General features: G+C 41.8%; 17 protein-coding genes. 2 read left to right on the forward strand and 15 right to left on the reverse strand.

From position 1 onward, the window contains the following. Positions 1-15 precede the first annotated feature (15 nt). The gene (locus HED61_RS13505) at positions 16-1,239 is read right to left on the reverse strand and encodes an MFS transporter (protein ID WP_103299824.1); all 1,224 of its coding nucleotides are present in this window, start codon (positions 1,237-1,239) and stop codon (positions 16-18) included. A gap of 258 nt (positions 1,240-1,497) precedes the next feature. Between HED61_RS13505 and HED61_RS13510 the strand changes: the two genes are divergently transcribed. After that, positions 1,498-2,154, forward strand: a complete 657-nt coding sequence (locus tag HED61_RS13510; RefSeq protein ID WP_003125990.1) for a Crp/Fnr family transcriptional regulator — start codon at positions 1,498-1,500, stop codon at positions 2,152-2,154. A gap of 68 nt (positions 2,155-2,222) precedes the next feature. On the opposite strand, the gene HED61_RS13515 is transcribed toward HED61_RS13510, so the two are convergent. The 14 genes from HED61_RS13515 to HED61_RS13580 all read right to left on the reverse strand — a co-directional run bounded on the left by HED61_RS13515 (position 2,223) and on the right by HED61_RS13580 (position 16,535). Beyond that, a complete protein-coding gene (locus HED61_RS13515) occupies positions 2,223-2,615 on the reverse strand; it encodes an OsmC family protein (protein ID WP_060813947.1) in 393 nt (130 codons plus the stop codon). Beyond that, complete coding sequence (locus HED61_RS13520; RefSeq protein ID WP_103299487.1) at positions 2,605-3,501, reverse strand: ATP-binding cassette domain-containing protein; 897 nt, start codon at positions 3,499-3,501, stop codon at positions 2,605-2,607. Before HED61_RS13520 ends, HED61_RS13515 begins: the two co-directional genes overlap by 11 nt. Further along, positions 3,498-4,370, reverse strand: coding sequence for an ABC transporter ATP-binding protein (locus HED61_RS13525; RefSeq protein ID WP_219644936.1), 873 nt, complete (start codon positions 4,368-4,370; stop codon positions 3,498-3,500). Before HED61_RS13525 ends, HED61_RS13520 begins: the two co-directional genes overlap by 4 nt. Positions 4,371-4,375: 5 nt before the next feature. Beyond that, positions 4,376-5,206: an ABC transporter permease gene (locus HED61_RS13530; protein ID WP_003125985.1), complete on the reverse strand. Its 831-nt coding sequence runs from the start codon at positions 5,204-5,206 to the stop codon at positions 4,376-4,378. Beyond that, positions 5,203-6,165, reverse strand: coding sequence for an ABC transporter permease (locus HED61_RS13535; RefSeq protein WP_005470889.1), 963 nt, complete (start codon positions 6,163-6,165; stop codon positions 5,203-5,205). Before HED61_RS13535 ends, HED61_RS13530 begins: the two co-directional genes overlap by 4 nt. Positions 6,166-6,475: 310 nt before the next feature. Next, positions 6,476-8,056: an ABC transporter substrate-binding protein gene (locus tag HED61_RS13540; RefSeq protein ID WP_081131475.1), complete on the reverse strand. Its 1,581-nt coding sequence runs from the start codon at positions 8,054-8,056 to the stop codon at positions 6,476-6,478. A 15-nt stretch (positions 8,057-8,071) separates the two neighbouring features. Beyond that, a complete protein-coding gene (locus tag HED61_RS13545; RefSeq protein ID WP_219644935.1) occupies positions 8,072-8,887 on the reverse strand; it encodes a MetQ/NlpA family ABC transporter substrate-binding protein in 816 nt (271 codons plus the stop codon). 266 nt (positions 8,888-9,153) lie between these two features. Then, positions 9,154-10,245: an aminotransferase class I/II-fold pyridoxal phosphate-dependent enzyme gene (locus HED61_RS13550; RefSeq protein WP_081131476.1), complete on the reverse strand. Its 1,092-nt coding sequence runs from the start codon at positions 10,243-10,245 to the stop codon at positions 9,154-9,156. A gap of 321 nt (positions 10,246-10,566) precedes the next feature. Beyond that, positions 10,567-11,520, reverse strand: coding sequence for a homoserine O-succinyltransferase (locus tag HED61_RS13555; protein ID WP_219644934.1), 954 nt, complete (start codon positions 11,518-11,520; stop codon positions 10,567-10,569). A gap of 924 nt (positions 11,521-12,444) precedes the next feature. Beyond that, positions 12,445-13,215: a C39 family peptidase gene (locus HED61_RS13560; protein ID WP_373368121.1), complete on the reverse strand. Its 771-nt coding sequence runs from the start codon at positions 13,213-13,215 to the stop codon at positions 12,445-12,447. A 214-nt stretch (positions 13,216-13,429) separates the two neighbouring features. Further along, a complete protein-coding gene (locus tag HED61_RS13565) occupies positions 13,430-14,044 on the reverse strand; it encodes a hypothetical protein (RefSeq protein ID WP_003125974.1) in 615 nt (204 codons plus the stop codon). Between the two features lie 253 nt (positions 14,045-14,297). Next, positions 14,298-15,200: a 16S rRNA (adenine(1518)-N(6)/adenine(1519)-N(6))-dimethyltransferase RsmA gene (gene rsmA / locus HED61_RS13570; protein ID WP_003125972.1), complete on the reverse strand. Its 903-nt coding sequence runs from the start codon at positions 15,198-15,200 to the stop codon at positions 14,298-14,300. Further along, positions 15,197-15,772 carry a ribonuclease M5 gene (gene rnmV / locus HED61_RS13575; protein ID WP_005470883.1) on the reverse strand — a complete coding sequence of 192 codons (576 nt, stop codon included), beginning with the start codon at positions 15,770-15,772 and terminating at the stop codon, positions 15,197-15,199. The genes rsmA and rnmV overlap by 4 nt, the downstream gene beginning before the upstream one ends. Then, the gene (locus tag HED61_RS13580; protein WP_081131481.1) at positions 15,762-16,535 is read right to left on the reverse strand and encodes a TatD family hydrolase; all 774 of its coding nucleotides are present in this window, start codon (positions 16,533-16,535) and stop codon (positions 15,762-15,764) included. The genes rnmV and HED61_RS13580 overlap by 11 nt, the downstream gene beginning before the upstream one ends. 187 nt (positions 16,536-16,722) lie before the next feature. On the opposite strand from HED61_RS13580, the gene HED61_RS13585 reads away from it, so the two are divergent. After that, positions 16,723-17,403, forward strand: a complete 681-nt coding sequence (locus HED61_RS13585) for a hypothetical protein (protein ID WP_103299472.1) — start codon at positions 16,723-16,725, stop codon at positions 17,401-17,403. The last annotated feature ends 15 nt before the right edge of the window (positions 17,404-17,418 follow it).

A 17,418-nucleotide genomic window follows, 5' to 3' on the forward strand; every position in this document is an offset into this window, starting at 1 on the left:
CTACACTCCTTGTCTTTATTCTTCTCTCGAACGTTCTGAAATAGCGGCGCTTTCGACGACTTTTTTGGTTTTATAAAAGAATTTGTACAGTACAATAACAACGACCGGAATCACTCCGCAAATGATATAGATTTGAGAATAATTAAACATCCCGTTTAAGCTACCTAATGCATAAGGACCGACACCTAATCCTAAATCTAGACCAATGAAATAAGTAGAAAGTGCAACACCGATCCGATGAGAATCGACTTCTTTTAGACATACGGCTTGTCCATTAGACATGAATGTACCATAGCCAAGTCCAACAAAACAGCCAGAAATCAACAGCATCAAGCTATTGCCAGTAATACTCAACAAGAACAATCCTAATGTCAAGAAGATAAAACTTGGATACATCACTGCATCTGCACCACGACGATCAAACAAGCGACCTGTCATTGGACGAGTGAAGGTTACGGATAATGCATAAACAACAAAGAAGAATGCGCCTGCGGTTTCTAGGCCAAGGTTTCCGGCATAAATAGAAAGGAAACCTAATACACTGGAATAAGACAACCCAATCAAAAAGGCCAGACCTGAAATAAACAAGACTTTTGGCTCAACAAAACTGCTGAATGACCATTTCTTTAGTTCTGCTCGGTGTTCTGGTGTTAAGGAAATATTTTTCACTGGGAAAGCGAAACAAGCAATGGCTGTTACTATCGAAAGAGCAGTTGCTAATAGGATAATAAAATCAAAACCAAAAGAGGGTAACAGCAGCATTCCGATAAATGGACCGACAGCAGCTGCTAAACTCGTGCTTAATCCATAGTAGTTGATTCCTTCTCCATGTTTTGAAGAGGGAATGTACGCCGTAACAATTGCATTTGCCGCTGTAGACACTGCTCCATAGGCGAAACCATTCAAGAAACGGACACCATCCAAAATCATGATATTCGATGAAATCAAATAAGCCGCCGTAGTTATGACATAAAAAATCATTCCCCAACGTAAGATGGCTTTTCGTCCAACTAGCTCCAATACCTTACCAATATACAAGCGGGCAATCAATGTTCCTATAATATAGATCCCTGCTGCAAACCCAGCTTGTGCAGCGGAAGCCCCTAATTCTTGCGTAGCAAACTTTGCCGTGATGACGACAAAACAATAATAGACCAGAAAAACAATAAAATTAATCAATGTAATAGTAATAAAACCTTTGTTCCATAGTTTTTCTGTTTGTTGCTCCTGTTCTGACATGTTGTGTTTTGCTCCTTTTTTATTGTTTCTTTGTTTCATCATCCTCTTTCTCAGATGACAGGTCTAACTATACCTGATATTTCAAGAGCGCAAATTCGCTTTTGTTGCTGAAAAAACGCAAAAACATAATACATTAACATTTGTTATTGCTTTTTGAGTTAGAATGTTCTTTAATTAAAAAAGAATATTCACCCAGATTTGGCGAATGTGACTGTTCATTGAAAAGGAAACACTATAGGAATAAGAGGAGTGCTTTGTTTGGTAAAACAGCTATTAATGGACTATTTAGAACAAAATAATATTCCAGTAGTCATACGTAAAAAAAGAAGTTATTTGACGTATGAAGGAATCCCTGATCGTTATGTCTATATTTTGAAAAAAGGGATCATCAAGACAAGTGTCGTCACTCATGAGGGGCGTGAATTCAATTTGCGCTATATGAATGATTTCGATATTGTTTCTCTTTTTAAAGATGAATCTTCACAAGAAGTCGAAGCGCCCTTCAATGTGCGTGTCGAGTCAGAAGAAGCCGAATTATATAAGATCGTGCGCGATCAATTCTGGACAGATGTCAATCAAAATCGGGCGTTACAAGATTATGTCAAAGAGTACTATCGCAAAAATCTAATGTACTCCATGAAAAAAATGCAGCAAATGCTGATGAATGGCAAATTTGGTGCGGTCTGTACACAATTGAATGAATTATACGAAACCTTTGGGGTACCAGTGGGTGAAGGAACCTTGATTGATTTTGAGGTAACCAATGAGGAAATCGCCCGCTTTTGCGGTATCACTTCAGCAAGTAGTGTCAATCGAATGATGCAGCGGTTGAGAGAAAGCGGTGCTATCAAGACTCAAGACCGGAAACTATTGGTTTTAGATATCGGGTCAATTCGCGAAAATATTATTTATTAAAAAAGGCAGCTAGTCGAATTTCTTTTGACTAGCTGCCTTTTTGTTTAACGTGTTTTGTGTTGTTTGAATTAAATGAAATGAACTGTTTCTGCTACCGTGATCGTTGGATCTAATGATTGGATGACTGGACAATTCGGAGAAACGAGTTTGAGACAGCGAATGGCTTTTTCTTGATATTCCGCTGAAATCCGCGCATAAAAATCGATCTGGATCGAAGAGATCGGCTCTGCTTTCTTCGTAGAATCTCTCGTATAACTGACTTCGATTTTTTCAATCTCAGCAGGCACATGAGAATTTTCCAAAACAGAAGTATACACATAACCGCCACAAGCTGCGGCTGCAGTTACAAGCATCTGAACCGGTGAGTATCCTAGTTCTCGAGCCAAGACCCAGTTGCCATTTTGCTGTGGTAATTCTAATTTATCTTTTCCTTGAACCAGTGTTAAGGTTTCAACTGTCATTTTTTTCTCTCCTTACATAATGTTCTTTTTCTACTTCTATCCATTCAAAAAGAGGACTTAAAGTGATCGTTTCTTGGATGTCTTTCTGATCCATTGCTGCTCGAGCCAGAATTGGATCAGCGATTGGTGCTGCTGCCAATAGTTTCTTTGTATAAGGATGCTGAGGGCTTTCAAAGAGTCGTTTTGTTGGCGCCAATTCAACCAATTTTCCTTGATACATGACTGCGGTGCGGTCACTGATATGACGGATCACGGATAAATCATGGGAAATAAATAAATAGGACAATGAAAATTCTTTTTGCAGCTTTAGAAGTAATTGAATGATCTGCGCTTGAATCGACACATCTAATGCAGAAGTTGGTTCATCACACAAGACAAAGGCTGGTCGATTAACGACTGCTCGAGCAATCCCGATCCGTTGACGTTGTCCACCACTGAAATTCCGAGGAAATTTATGGATGTCCTCTCCTTTGATTCCAACGATCGCAAGTATCTCTTTAGCCTTTGCTCGTGCAGCGTCTTTCGTTTCTTTCAGTAAAGGCTCCATCACTAACTCCAAAGCAGTCATTCGTGGATTCAACGCAGAATAAGGATCTTGAAAAATTACTTGCATCTGCTGATAGCGTTTCTTTTGTTCCTCTGGTGACAAACTTGCCAGCTCTTGTCCCTCAAAAAAGACTTTGCCTGCAGATAAAGTTTCCAGATTCAAAATACTACGGCCTAATGTTGTTTTACCACTGCCTGATTCTCCTACAAGGCCTAGAGTTTCGCCCCGATGGATCGTCAAACTAACATTCTCTACTGCGCGCACTTCTGTCACTACCCCACGCCAGTTTTTGCTTCGAAACGTTTTGCTGGCCTCTTCGACTCGTATCAATTCCTTCAATTGCTTGCCCCTCCTTCCCAAACACGATGCGTCTCAGAGATTTCCCGAACGTGTAACACATCAGGAAGTTCTTCCTGATAGTCAAAGACAACTGTTTCTTCTTTATCCCCTAAGTGGGCGGCCTCGAGCAGTTGCTTCGTATAGAGATGCTGAGGTTGATAGAAAATTTCTTCAGTAGTCCCTTCCTCTACCACTCTTCCTTGGTACATCACCTTGATAAAATCACACATGCCAGCGACAACCCCAAAATCATGGGTCACCAGAACGACCGAAAGGTTCTCTGCTCGCTGCAATTGCTTGATCAATGCCAAGATCTGAGCTTGAATCGTTACATCTAATGCAGTCGTTGGTTCATCTGCAATCAGCAACTTCGACTGTGCCAACAGTGCCATAGCGATCATGACCCGCTGCCGCATCCCCCCTGATAATTCATGGGGATACTGCTTCATCCGCTGTTCAGGAAGGGGGATCCCTACCTTGTTCAACTCCGCAATGGCAATTGTTTGCGCAGCTTTTTTTGACATTTTCTGATGTCTGCGAATGACTTCAATCAAGTGATACCCGATGGTTCGCAAAGGGTTCAATGATGTCATTGGATCTTGAAAAATCATGGCTAGCGGTAATTTGCTGCGATCAACAACTGGTTGGCCTTCAAAAACAAACGAGTCAAAGGAGTCGGAGATATTTTCTGGTAAGATCCCCATCACGCTTTTCATCGTCATACTCTTGCCACTGCCTGATTCACCGACGATCCCCACGACTTGTCCTTTAGGAATGACTAGGTCGATTTCTTTCAGCAGCTGCTGATCTCCTTGTTTTCTATGAAAAAACACGTTTAAGTTTTTCACCGTCAGTAATGGCTCTGTCATGCTTGCTACACCTCCCGCTGCAAGACACGTTTGATCATGTCCCCCAGATTATTAAATGAATAGATGGTAAAAATCACGAATAAGCCGGGCAGAATTGCCATATAAGGGGCTCGTTGCAAACTGCTTTGGGCATTTTGCAGCAAACTCCCCCAAGAAGCCATTGGCTGTTGGATTCCCATTCCCAAAAAACTCAACGCAGATTCTGTCATGATCGCTCCTGAGATGCTGGCAGAAGCTGCCACGATCAGCGTAGGTAAAACTGCTGGAAAAATATGGCGGAAAATAATACTAAAGGATGTCCGACCAATAAACTTACCATAGACAACATATTCTCTTTCTTTCGCAGCAAGTGTTTCTCCCCGAATCAGACGAGCGATATTCATCCACGAAAAGCCGCCAATTACAATAATGATCGTCGTCAATCCCGGACGCAGAAAGACACTTAAAACAATCACTAATACCAACCAAGGAATGGAAGACAAGACATCAACAAGACGCATCAAAAGACTGTCCACCCAACCACCAAAGTATCCAGCAGCTAAACCGACCATCGTGCCGATCAATGTCGCTGTAATCATCGCTAGTACTCCCACTAATAACGAGACCCGACCGCCGTAGACAACTCGAATGAAATAGTCTCGTCCAACTTCATCCGTTCCGAACAGATGGGCCCAGCTAGGTGCTTGGGACATATTGCTGACATCCGTCGCATTCGGATCGATTGGAATCAAAGGTGCCGCTAATGACAACAAAATCAGCAACGTCAAAAAGATAAAAGAAAAGGCGTAAACTGGAGAAGAGAAAATCGCCTTTCTGATTTTCTTCAATCGTTTCATGAACGATTCCCTCCTTTACGTATTCTTGGATCAACAATCGAATAAAGAACATCCGCCAATAGATTGCCTAAAATAACTAAGGTCGCTGACAGCAACATGATTGCCATGATCACGGGATAGTCCAAACTTTTCGTAGCACTCATCAAATAAGGACCGACCCCTGGCCAGCCATAGATGGTTTCTGTAATGATTGCTCCTGTGACCAGCATTGGCAGTGCCAAACCAATTTGCGTCACGATCGGGATCAACACATTGCGACTGATATGACGGCTAAAAATCTGCCATTTCGTAGCGTGAAATGCCTGCTGTACAACGACATAATCTTCAGATACTTGTTGCGTAGCTGAGGCGCGAATGTACCGAGTTAATTCTGGGAAAAAAGCGACCGTCAGTGTTGCATAAGGCAAAATAAAATGTTGCAGAAAATCGTTGAAATCTCCTTCTTTTCCAACAGTATACATCCCAATGATAGGAAACAGATTCAGCCGATACCCAAAAAGATAAATCAAAATCATTGCAAACCAGAATGTAGGCACCGCGATTCCTAAAGAAGCAATACCGTCGATCAGACGATCCCATACTTTTCCCTTGTTTGCTGCCGCCAACAGTCCGAGTAAAATTGCTAACAGCAATGCAGTCAGATACGCTGGCAGAACCAGTCGAATCGTATTAGGGATTCTGACCGCTAATTCTTGAGCGATACTGTTCTGGGATACTAATGAAAATCCCAAGTTCCCTGTAAGGATGTTTTTGATCCATAGAAAGTATTGCACTAGAAATGGTTGATCCAATCCATAGCGTTGCCGCAACAGATCAATTTGCTCTTGTGTCATATTTGGCGTTGTGATTGAATCGATCACATCATAAGGTGCGATATGAATCAGTGAAAAAACGATGAATGAAATAACGAATAGCAGAGGAATAGCCTGCAATACTCGCTTCATAATATATCGGAACATGGTTTCCCTTCTTTCTCTCAAAAAAAATCATGACAGAAGGCCGCTAGACAGATAACAAATCGCATGCACCAGAGGAGCAAGAACCTAAGTATTTCATCCAACTGATATCCGAAGAAACTTGAGATGGCTCCTGTCATACAAGAGCGGTTGTACCTTCAGCGTCTACCTCTATCTCAACCATTTCAGGCATTTTCATCTGGATGTTACTTAGGGCACAGCCCAACTTCTTGGTGCAGATCCGCCAACTTTAAAGAAGGCGAATCCGTCTATGTTTTCCGTCTTTCTTTGACTTCTGTCACAACCATTCATGTTACTTGATTGTCAATTTTGACATATCTTCAAATGTGTAGATTGGAATCAAGCCAGCTTCTTCTACATTGGCAATGCGATTGTTGACAGCTAAAATCTTTTTATTATCTACGATAGGATAGATTCGAGCATCATCGGCAATGGCTTGTTGCAGCTGGTCATATAACTCTTTCCGTTTTGTTTCATCTAACTCAACCGCTGCTTTAGCAAACAAATCATCGGTAGTTTTGTTCTGTGTTTGGAAATAATTTGAGCTGCCATCCGTTTTGAAAAGCATACCATAAAGATCTGGGTCATTTCCCATGATATAGCCGCCTAAAAATAAATTGTATTTTGTCGAACCGGCTTTTTTCAATTCTGTAAAGATCGCTGTTCCATCGCCGCCTTCCAATGAAACGTTGATACCTGCTTGCTGTAATTGTTGTTGAATCAATGTTGCCTGAATCGTTTGTGCAGGATCCGTTGAAGTAAATGCTAGATTCAGTTGGAGATTGGATACACCCGCTTCTTGCAAAAGTTCTTTGGCTTTTTCCACATTTGTTTCATATTTTTCCACGTCTTCGGTCGCGTAAGGATTGTTCGGTGGCAAGAAAGAATATGGCGTATCATAATATTCATCACTCAAATACGCTGCTTGATTCATTTCATTTTTGTTCAAAGCATAAAGAACCGCTTGTCTTACTTTGACATCTTTGAGGGCATCAGAATGAGTATTCAATCCTAGATAACCAACCCGATTTTCAGTATACGGATATACTGAGATCATTGATTCATCCAAATCTTCAATATCAGAAGGCAAGACAACTGCCGCATCTACTTCGCCTTTTTGTAAAGCGACTTTAGCCGTATCAGTACTTTCAATGATCCGCAATGTCACATTTTTGATTGCTGCTTCGCCGCCGTAATAGTTTTCATTGGCTTCAAAAGTAAAATATTCGCCGCGCTTGTATTCCTTTAATTTGTAAGGCCCTGTTCCTACGGGGGTTTCAGGCAATTCGCTAACAGAAAAATCAGTCACATCTTTATAAATATGTTCAGGAATGATATACGTTTCAGTTGCGATATTATTTAATGCTGCTGCACTTGCAGAAGGTAACACAAACTTCACTGTATAATCATCAACTTTTTCAATGCTGACCGGTTTTCCATCTACCCATAACGCATCTGCATTGCCGTTTTCTTTTTTCACTTTTTGTTCATAAGTAAAAACAACATCCTCTGCGGTAAAGGCTTCGCCATCTGACCATTTCACATCTTTTTTCAAATGAACCGTCAAGGACAAGCCATCCTCAGCTGGCTCAACGGAATCTGCTAGTGCATTTTGGGTTGTTCCATCCGCTTCAACAATCACTAAAGGAGAATAGATCATGTTGGTGACAGTCAGCCCCCAACGGTCACTCGTATTGATTGGATTCGTTGACGTTGGATCACCGCTGATCGCATAAGTGAACGTGTCTTTATCTCCTGCTTGAGTTGAAGTTTTTGTTGTTGAATCTTGTGTACTGGATGAGGAGCAAGCAGCTAAGAATAAACCTATACTGATAATCGCCGTCCCAATCAATCCTTTTTTCCAATTTTTCATCGTTCTCCTACTTTCTTACCATACAGGTATACTTGATTTTTTTGTTACTTTATCAATGATTTCTTTGACTTCATCTGTTTGATAATACTCAATGATCGTCTGATACGTCTGATTTTCTTTTTCCTCCGCTCGGGCCGCGATCACATTGTAATACGGTTTGGACGAATCTGCGACAGGCTCTAAGAAAATCGCATCTTCTGTTGGCACAAATCCGGCATCAACAGCCATCCCATTGTTAATCAATGAAATATCGACATCCGTTATTGCTCGCGCGGTCTGATTGGCATCCAGCAACTTGAACGTCAGCTGCTTCGGGTTATCGGCGATATCATTCGTCGTTGGCAACAGACCTTTTGATTGATCCAATGTGATCACCCCGGCCGTCTGCAGCAACAATAATGCGCGGCTCTCATTTGAAACGTCATTTGGTAACGCGACAGTAGCACCATCAGCCAATTCAGCAATGTCTTTGATTTTGTCTGAATAAATCCCCAGTGGATTGAGTGTGGTATAAGCAATCGTTGTATTGGAATATCCGCTTTCCTGATTGACATTATCCATAAAAATCTCTGTCAAGGCTGCGTGCAGATCAATCGAACCGTCCTCTAGTGCCAGGATGGGCTGACGATAATCAGTAAATTTAACGAGCTGTAGATTGATTTGCTCTTTTTCCAACAATTGTTCCTGAACATATTCCCAAGCTTCATTTTGCTCTCCAACAACCCCAAGCTTTACTGTAGTTGCCTCTGAGGCAGGTTTGCTGCAGCCTGCCAAAGCAAAAACCAATACGCCTAAAAATACGCTAACCCATTTTTTCCAACTTATTTTCATTTTTTTCTTCCCCTTTTTCCCCCTTTGAGCGAAGCCTACAGAAGCAACGATCCCTTTCTTGTGATTGTCGCAAATAGACGCAATGACTGGATAGAATACTTAGTACTTAACTACAACTTTACATTTCCTGCTGTAGTCAGTTGATCATCGGACTAACTATTCATATGTAGTGTAACTTTATCTTATACACCAAAAACTGTCAATAAAGAAACTCTAGTAAAGCCTTGCGCTATATCTTTCTATAGTACTCGCAAAAAGGGGTTTTTTTAGATGTAAGACAATGCCTGCGTAAGATCCGCAATCAAGTCCTGACTATTCTCGATCCCAATAGAGAGCCGCAAGAGATCCGGCGTCAAACCATAGGACTCCCGCAACTCTTTAGGGATATCTGCATGTGTCTGCGTCGTAGGATAAGTGATGAGACTTTCAACTCCGCCCAAACTTTCAGCAAATGTAAAAATTGAGAGTTCCTTCAAAAATGAACGGACTTTCACTGCCTCCTTTAACCGAAGACTGATCATACCTCCTACACCAGGATACAGTACATCTTTGATTGCTGGCTGGCGTTTTAAAAACGCAGCGATTTCTTTTGCGTTTTGCTCTTGTCTTTCAAACCGTAACGGCAACGTTTTTAAACTGCGAATGAACAACCAACAGTCGAAGCTGCTTAAAGTTGGGCCAGTGGTATTGGCAAGATAGGTCAAGCGTTCACCAAGGGAGACTTCTTTTGCAATGATCACACCAGCCAAAATATCATTGTGACCTGTCAGGAACTTGGTCCCAGAATGAAGAACGAGGTCTGCGCCTAGTTCCAACGGTTTTTGTCTCAATGGTGTCAAAAAAGTATTGTCAACGATGAGTAAAGCATTGACTTGATGCGCGATCTCGGCGACCGCAGACACATCGATTTCTGTCATCAATGGATTTGTCGGAGTTTCTAAAAAGACCGCCGCAATCGTTGAACTGATTTGTTCTTCAAGTTCGTTTAGCGTATTGAAATAATGAAAATAAGCAATCTGGCGCGCTTGTAACTCTTCAAAAAAACGATAACTACCCCCATATAAATCTCTTGATACGAGAAATTCACTACCGCTTGGGAAAAGTTCAAAAATCAATGCGATCGCACTCATACCTGAGCTCGTGACGATTCCTCGAGCGCCATTTTCTAAGGTAGCCAGTCCGGATTCTAATAGCTCTCTCGTCGGGTTTTTGGTACGTGTATAATCATAACCGGTACTTTGACCTAATTCAGGATGCGCATAGGTGGTAGAGAGATAGATTGGTGCACTGACAGCTCCCGTCGCTTGATCCGAACGATTGCCTAGTTGTGCTAAAAAAGTCGTCATATCAACAGTCATAATCGTATTTTCCTTTCTTTGTTTAGTGTGCTCAATGAAGCGGGATAAAGTCGTTGTCGCAAGATTCTGACGATAGTAGTGAAACTAGTTGCCTTAACTGCCAAATTGTTCGTTGATGAGTAGAATGAAGCAATCATAGCCTTTTGTGAAACAATGAAGCAAAATGAGCTGTTTTGATCATTCGCTGTGGAAAACTTGACCATTGATGGAGGGTAGCAGTAAATGAGTACAGCAGTCACTGGTTTAAAACTAGCGGGCTTTTCAGATCAACCTTCTTTGTCTAGCGCTCTTTTGTTTCACTGAAAAAAACATTGACTAAAGTCACTGCCGCCTATGTCCGCCCTCCCATTCATTACCTATATAATAACCAGTACGCGTTGGCAGAATCTGTAAATCATAGGGCGTGCGCTGGTAGGTTTCGTGGATCCAGTTACTGAAAAACAAGGACGCATGCCCTCGCCAGCGATTGATGACCGTTCCTTGCTGGTCGGAAAAATAATTTTTGGGGAGTGCCGTTTTGAGCCCTTTGGCTTTATCTCGCAAATATTCTTCTTTCAACGTTTCTGTATAGTATTCCAAATGCCCTAAAAGAAAACTATTTTTATGGTCATGGGAAACTAAGAGTGCTGGACCGGTCTCTATTCCTGTAACAAGCACATTCAGAGGTGCAAGTTGCAGCTGCGCCTCATTGATCCCCGTATAACGAGAATGGGGCATCATGAAGGAATCATTAAACCCTCGTATCAGCGGATGAGCCTGGATCACTCGCTGTTCAAAAATACCAAAAAGTTTTTGCTTATGAAGCACTTTTTCGATACCATAATGATAGTACAGCCCAGCTTGTGCTCCCCAGCAGATATGCAATACCGATGTGCAATTTGTTTGACTCCAAGCCATGACTTCCTGAAGTTCCTGCCAATAATCAATCATTTCAAAAGGCATTTTTTCGACTGGTGCTCCTGTAATGATCAAGGCATCGAAACGTTCCTCACTGACTGCCTTAAATGCGACATAAAACTTGTCTAGATGAGTCGAGCTAGTATTTTTGCTTTCATGTTGCTGCATTTTCAATAATGTTACTTCGATTTGCAAAGGACTTTGGGACAAAAGCTGCAACAATTGATTTTCTGTAGTGATTTTTTGCGGCATCAAGTTGACGATCGCAATTTTCAAAGGGCGAATTTCTTGTTTGATAGCTCGCTCTTGTTGTAAAGCAAAAATGTTGTGCTGCAAAATAGCTGCTGCCGGTAATTCTTTGGGGATGATGATTGGCATCTTCTCACTCCTTTTTCAATCGACTCCTATGAACATTTACTTTTTATTACCTTATCGTTTCTCGTGGTTTCACCTATCATTGCTTCTGAACATGGTTGGTTCAGTGTGACTTGCATGCCATGCTTTGCATGTCAGTCGCAGTGATTCGAGACGTGGTGACTACGTTCCCTTCGGTCCCCTAGTACTGTTCATCATCTGCTCGTCTACTCTGTGCTTCGCCTACAGTCGCTTCTAAGCATAGTTCGCTAAGAAGGACTTGCATGCCATGCTTTGCATGTCAGTCGCAGTGATTCGGGACGTGGTGACTACGTTCCCTCCGGTCGCCTAGTACTGTTCGTCATCTGCTCGTCTACTCTGCGCTTCGCCTACAGTCGCTTCTAAGCATAGTTCGCTAAGAAGGACTTGCATGCCATGCTTTGCATGTCAGTCGCAGTGATTCGGGACGTGGTGACTACGTTCCCTTCGGTCCCCTAGTACTGTTCATCATCTGCTCGTCTACTCTGCGCTTCGCCTACAGTCGCTTCTAAGCATAGTTCGCTAAGAAGGACTTGCATGCCATGCTTTGCATGTCAGTCGCAGTGATTCACAGCAAAAAGTCGTCCCTTTTATCGTTACATTAACGATAAAAGGGACGACTGACTCGTGTTACCACCCTAATTCGTGCTGCCTTTGCAGGCGTGCACCTCAACAGTACCAATGATACTTGGCGCGTTATCGGGCGCATACCGTCTATTTGGCGTGAACCAAATAAAAACTCAGAGCTCATCTTCAACGCCTGTCTCATGTCTCCTTTTTCACCAACCGGAGTCTCTGTACCTTCAACGTAGCGCTTACTCTTCTCTTCAACGTTTCATCTCTATTTGTAATTTCTAAGAATTATAATCGTTCTTCCATTCAATGTCAATCCGCTTTTAAGACTTTGGCTTATTTCTCTGAAAGATAGAGATATTGTTGATCCATTTGTTCATAGATTTCTTGCAGATCATCTCGTGAAACTTCACGATCCTTGTAGCCATAAGGATCGTTGACATACATTTTGTCTCCATCTATTCCAGTAATAACAACGGAATGGATCAATGTCGTTTCGTAGATCATTCCCGATTGCGTCGGCCACTCAAAAAAATCAGCATTGGTTGGTACTTGCAATTCAAGGGTAGCAATCATCCAGATAGGCGTGCCCTGCTCCAAAACTTCAATAATCTCATCAAAAGATTTGCCTCGACCACTTACCACTTGATAGGATGCCCCTACCATCTGGCTCGCAACTTTGGCGATTGGTTCTACCGCAACCCCCATTGCTCCATCGCCGCCATAAATATTCCCTACAAAACCTTCTCGTGGGTCTCCTCGATGAGTTTCATCTGCGTAAACAGGGACATAGTCTAATTTGGCAGCCAGCTCATTTTTATTTGTATCATATCCGTAGAAATTCAACAGCATGGATAAAGCAGTGACTTCACAGCCATTCCCTAAATATTCTGGATCAAATTGGCTTTCCAATGGTACATCTAATCGAATCACGGGCTCTTCTTTTTCTGCAGTCAGATCCAGTCCTGATATCGAAGTCACCGATTGTGCCGCTTGTTCTTGCTTCTTCACATAAGGAGTTGCTCCAGCTTTATCATAGAAAAGCAAGATAAAGAACAAACTAAAGGTGAGCAGACCTAAAAGCAAACGAATGCTTTTCTTTTTCATCAGTTTACTCCTTTCTTCTTTGACTATTATACCTTGAATGTCAAAGGAACGAAAAGAATTTATGTTTTAGAACCATAATTTAGGAAAACAATGCTTCTCAAAGCGTTGAATCCAATGATTTAGACCATCCCTAAATGAGCATAAAAAGAAGCTAAGAGAACATGGAGAAAGTTCCCTTAGCATTTACCATTACGCTTTGTATTTGTTGTCTAAATCAAGAAAGGACTTGTTTCTTTTTTCCTAGTAATAGTTTTTTTGCGCTTGAAAAGGAACGAATATCGAACTGTTTGCTTAGTGCTCCTGCAACAAAATAGGCTAAGTTATAATCTATCAAACTATGGATCAAGCCACCGATACCCATCAAGACAAACAAGAAGTAGTAAAAATTGCCATCAAACGCGGTGCCTGGTACATTGCCGGTAAAATAGAAAACAGCTACAACAAGCATTTCCACAATAGAATGGATAAGGCCAATCACAAGATTAAAGGCTTGAAAACGAGCATTGAATAATGTTGGCTTGCCGTTCTTTAATAAAATACTTGGATTTTTTTGTAAATAAAATGCCCCGATCACGGCAAAAACAACGTGTGACAATGCCCGCAAAGCAATGATCGGCGGTAATGTGATAAAAAAGCCAAATGTGGTACCTAAAGCTACTGCTATCGCCATCCCTGGTGAAAAGAACATCGCCACAAACAATGGCACATGGCTAGCTAAAGTAAAGGAAGCCGGCCCGATGACGATCTTGGGCATCACCATTGGAATAACGATTCCCATACCAATCAAAAGTGCTGCAATCGTTAAATGACGTACTGAATGTTTCTTCATGAATAATTCCTCCTTCAATGTGTCTTGACACATTTATCTCGCTCATTGTAGCTTGAAAACACCAAGGTGTCAAGACACAAAAAACAGGACGATGACCTAAGTATGAACAGACAAAAATACCTGAAGGAGATAAGGTAGCGAATGCTGTTAAAAGTGCCCCTTGAACCAACGATACGGTTGGAATAGGTCCTTTCCCCTTTCCTTCAGATATTCAGTTTGTTGCCTCACTTATGCCACAGCCCCTGCTGTTTCATTATTCATTTATTTCAAGTCCCTTTTTGTGCGCCAGCATTTCATTGCTCAAACGTGCGAATTCTGCTAATGACAATGTCTCTCCGCGACGAGTTGGATCAATTTCACTGGCAGCTAAACTCGCTTTAAGCCATTCTTTCGTTTTTTCATCTTTTCCATAGGAATTCTGCAGGTTATTCCACAACGTTTTCCGTCGTAATTGGAAGGCTGCCTTCGTCAACTTGAAGAATTCTTTTTCATCTGTTACTTCAACCGCAGGAGTTGCACGACGAGTCAGCTTCAAGATTGCGGAATCCACATTTGGTTGGGGCACAAAAACCGTCTTAGGGACAATAAAAGCAAGCTCTGCTTCCATGTAGTATTGGACAGCGATCGATAAAGAGCCATACGCTTTCGTTCCTGGAACAGCTGAAATACGGTCAGCCACTTCTTTTTGCATCATGACAACCATTTCTTGGATTGGTGCCTGTGATTCTAAGAAATGCATCATGATCGGCGTCGTAATATAGTAAGGAAGATTCGCTACGACTTTGATTGGCCGTTCATCGGTAAAAGCTTCTCTGATCATTGTAGACAAGTCTGCTTGTAAAACATCTTGATGAATCACTTGAATGTTCGAATAAGGAGCCAATGTATCTTGTAAAACTGGAATCAAACGGTCATCAATCTCAAAAGCCAGGACTTGACGCGCATGTTTCGCCAATTGCTCGGTCAGAGCGCCGATCCCCGGTCCGACTTCTATCACATTTGTTTGATCATCGATTGCAGCAGTCGCAACGATTTTGCGCAAAATATTAGGTTCAGTCAAGAAATTCTGCCCCAGGCTCTTTTTGAAGGTAAAGCCATGTTTTGCTAATATTTCTTTCGTTCTTGATGGGGTTGCAATATCCCTTTGTTCTTTCACAATTCTTCCTCCACTATCTTCATTGCTTCAGCCAATTCTGTTTCAGTAATACGAAACATGGCAAGACGTTTTTCCAACTGTTTGGCATTCGTATAACCGATTCGTAAAACATCTCCGAGTTTTTCCCGTTTTGCTCGTGCTTGCTCACCAGCAATCAGCCCATAGCTTGCTAAAACTTGACGAGAAATTTTCTCACTCTCGTCTTCATCTTGCTGACTGACTGGCGTGACGACTTTGCGAAGTGCTTCTCTAAGCGCTTCATCACTAGCGTGTTCCACTCCTAAACTGCCCTTTTTCTTTGGTGCAGCTTGGCTTCGAGGCAAAAAGGCATGTTGGGCAGCCGGGACAGCTTCCATTATGATTTTACGAATTTTTTCACCTGAAAAATCAGGGTCTGTAAAAACGATCACGCCACGAGTCTCTTGGGCATGTTCAATTTGACTTAAGATGGTTTCGTCAATCGCTGATCCGATCGTTTCAATCGTATCGACATCAAACACTTCTTGCAATCGGCGCGTATCGTCTTTCCCTTCGACGACAATGATCTCTTCGATTCTCCATCTATCCTTCATAAAGGTTGAACAACTTCTCAGCATTGATATACGTTTGCTTGGCGACTTCCTCAAAAGACATCTGACGCAGTTCCGCGATTTTTTCGACTACATAGCGGGTATACCCTGGTTCATTACGTTTTCCTCGGTAAGGCATTGGTGCAAGATAAGGTGCATCAGTTTCCACTAATAGACGATCGATTGGAACCACTTGCGCAGCTTCTTGGACATCCAACGCCTTTTTGAAGGTCACTACACCACTAAATGAAATGTGCATACCTAGATCCAAAAAGCGCTTTGCCCATTCGCCATCACCACTGAAACTATGCATGATGCCGCCGATATCAGTGATTTTTTCTTCTTTTAAAATCTGGTACGTGTCTTCGATCGCTTCTCGGGTATGAATACTGATAGGTAAATGCATCTCTTTAGCGATCGCGATTTGCCGACGAAAGACAGCCGATTGTACCTCTTTTGGATCTTCCATCCAATGATAGTCCAGTCCAATTTCTCCTAAAGCTACAACTTTGGGTTGTGTCAGGCGCTCTTGGATGAATGCCTCAATCTCTTTTGTGTAAGATCCCGCTTCTGTTGGATGCCATCCAATGATACTGTATATCCCATCATATTCTTGACTTAATGCCAATGACTTTTCAATCGTAGGTTGATCAAATCCGACAACTGCCATTTTCGTTACTCCTAGCTCGTGAGCTCTGGCAATCGTTTCGGGAATCTCTTCATTAAATTGTTCTGCATTTAAATGCGTATGTGAATCAAAAATCATAAAACTTCCTCCTTGTTTCCTCTATACTCTAGCATATTTTGCGGCTTTAAGAAACGAATCCTTCTTGTTTTTTCATTTGCTAAAGAAAGTTTTCAGCAATCAAGAAAAATCAGCCCAAAGGTGGAGGGAGAAAAAAAGCCAGTCGACTATAATAGACCTATGATCCATCAGATTCGGAGGTGAAAAGATGGAAAAATCAAAACCATTTACAAAATGTACTTTACGGCAACGCTATCACTATTATCGTCAGCAAAATGCTCATCAACAATTTAACGGGAATTTTCAACAAAACTTCCAAAAAGATTTCCCAAGTTTTGCTAACTGGCTTAAATTGCAGCAAAAGCCGATTGCCAAAGATCAAACAGCGACATTTTCTCACTGGTTCTTACTGATTCTATTTAGTTTAGTGACTGTAGCCACATTTACCCAACAGCTCTTATTTCTTTTATTTGTTTTTGTCATTGCAGCACTAGTCAAAGGTCCTGGAATGATTCTCTGGGGAGTTGTCTATTCGTTTCTAGTGACACTCTTTCCTCCTCTTGGTTTGTTGCTTTCAGCGCTTTTCTTTCTGCTCACTCTCAGACAGTTGACAAGAAACTTGACCTTTATTTTTACAGCCGTGTACTTTTACAGCTACCCTTTCTTGATCACAGCGATTCATCATTTTACAACATTCGATGATCAATGGATCATGATTGCAGCGGTTATTTTTGCCTTGATCAGCGGGCATCTTTTGTTCAAGCGAAATTATGAGTTTGCCTCTAGTAAAGCAGTTGCTTGGCGACTGATCACCACTCCTTATGATTGTTTGACTGCATTGATTCCTTCAAAGAAAGGACGCCGATTACAACGGCTGCGAAACAAATGATTTTTGCGGAACCTA

This window comes from Enterococcus gallinarum, from assembly GCF_021496385.1.
GTDB classification, from domain to species: Bacteria; Bacillota; Bacilli; order Lactobacillales; family Enterococcaceae; genus Enterococcus_D; species Enterococcus_D gallinarum.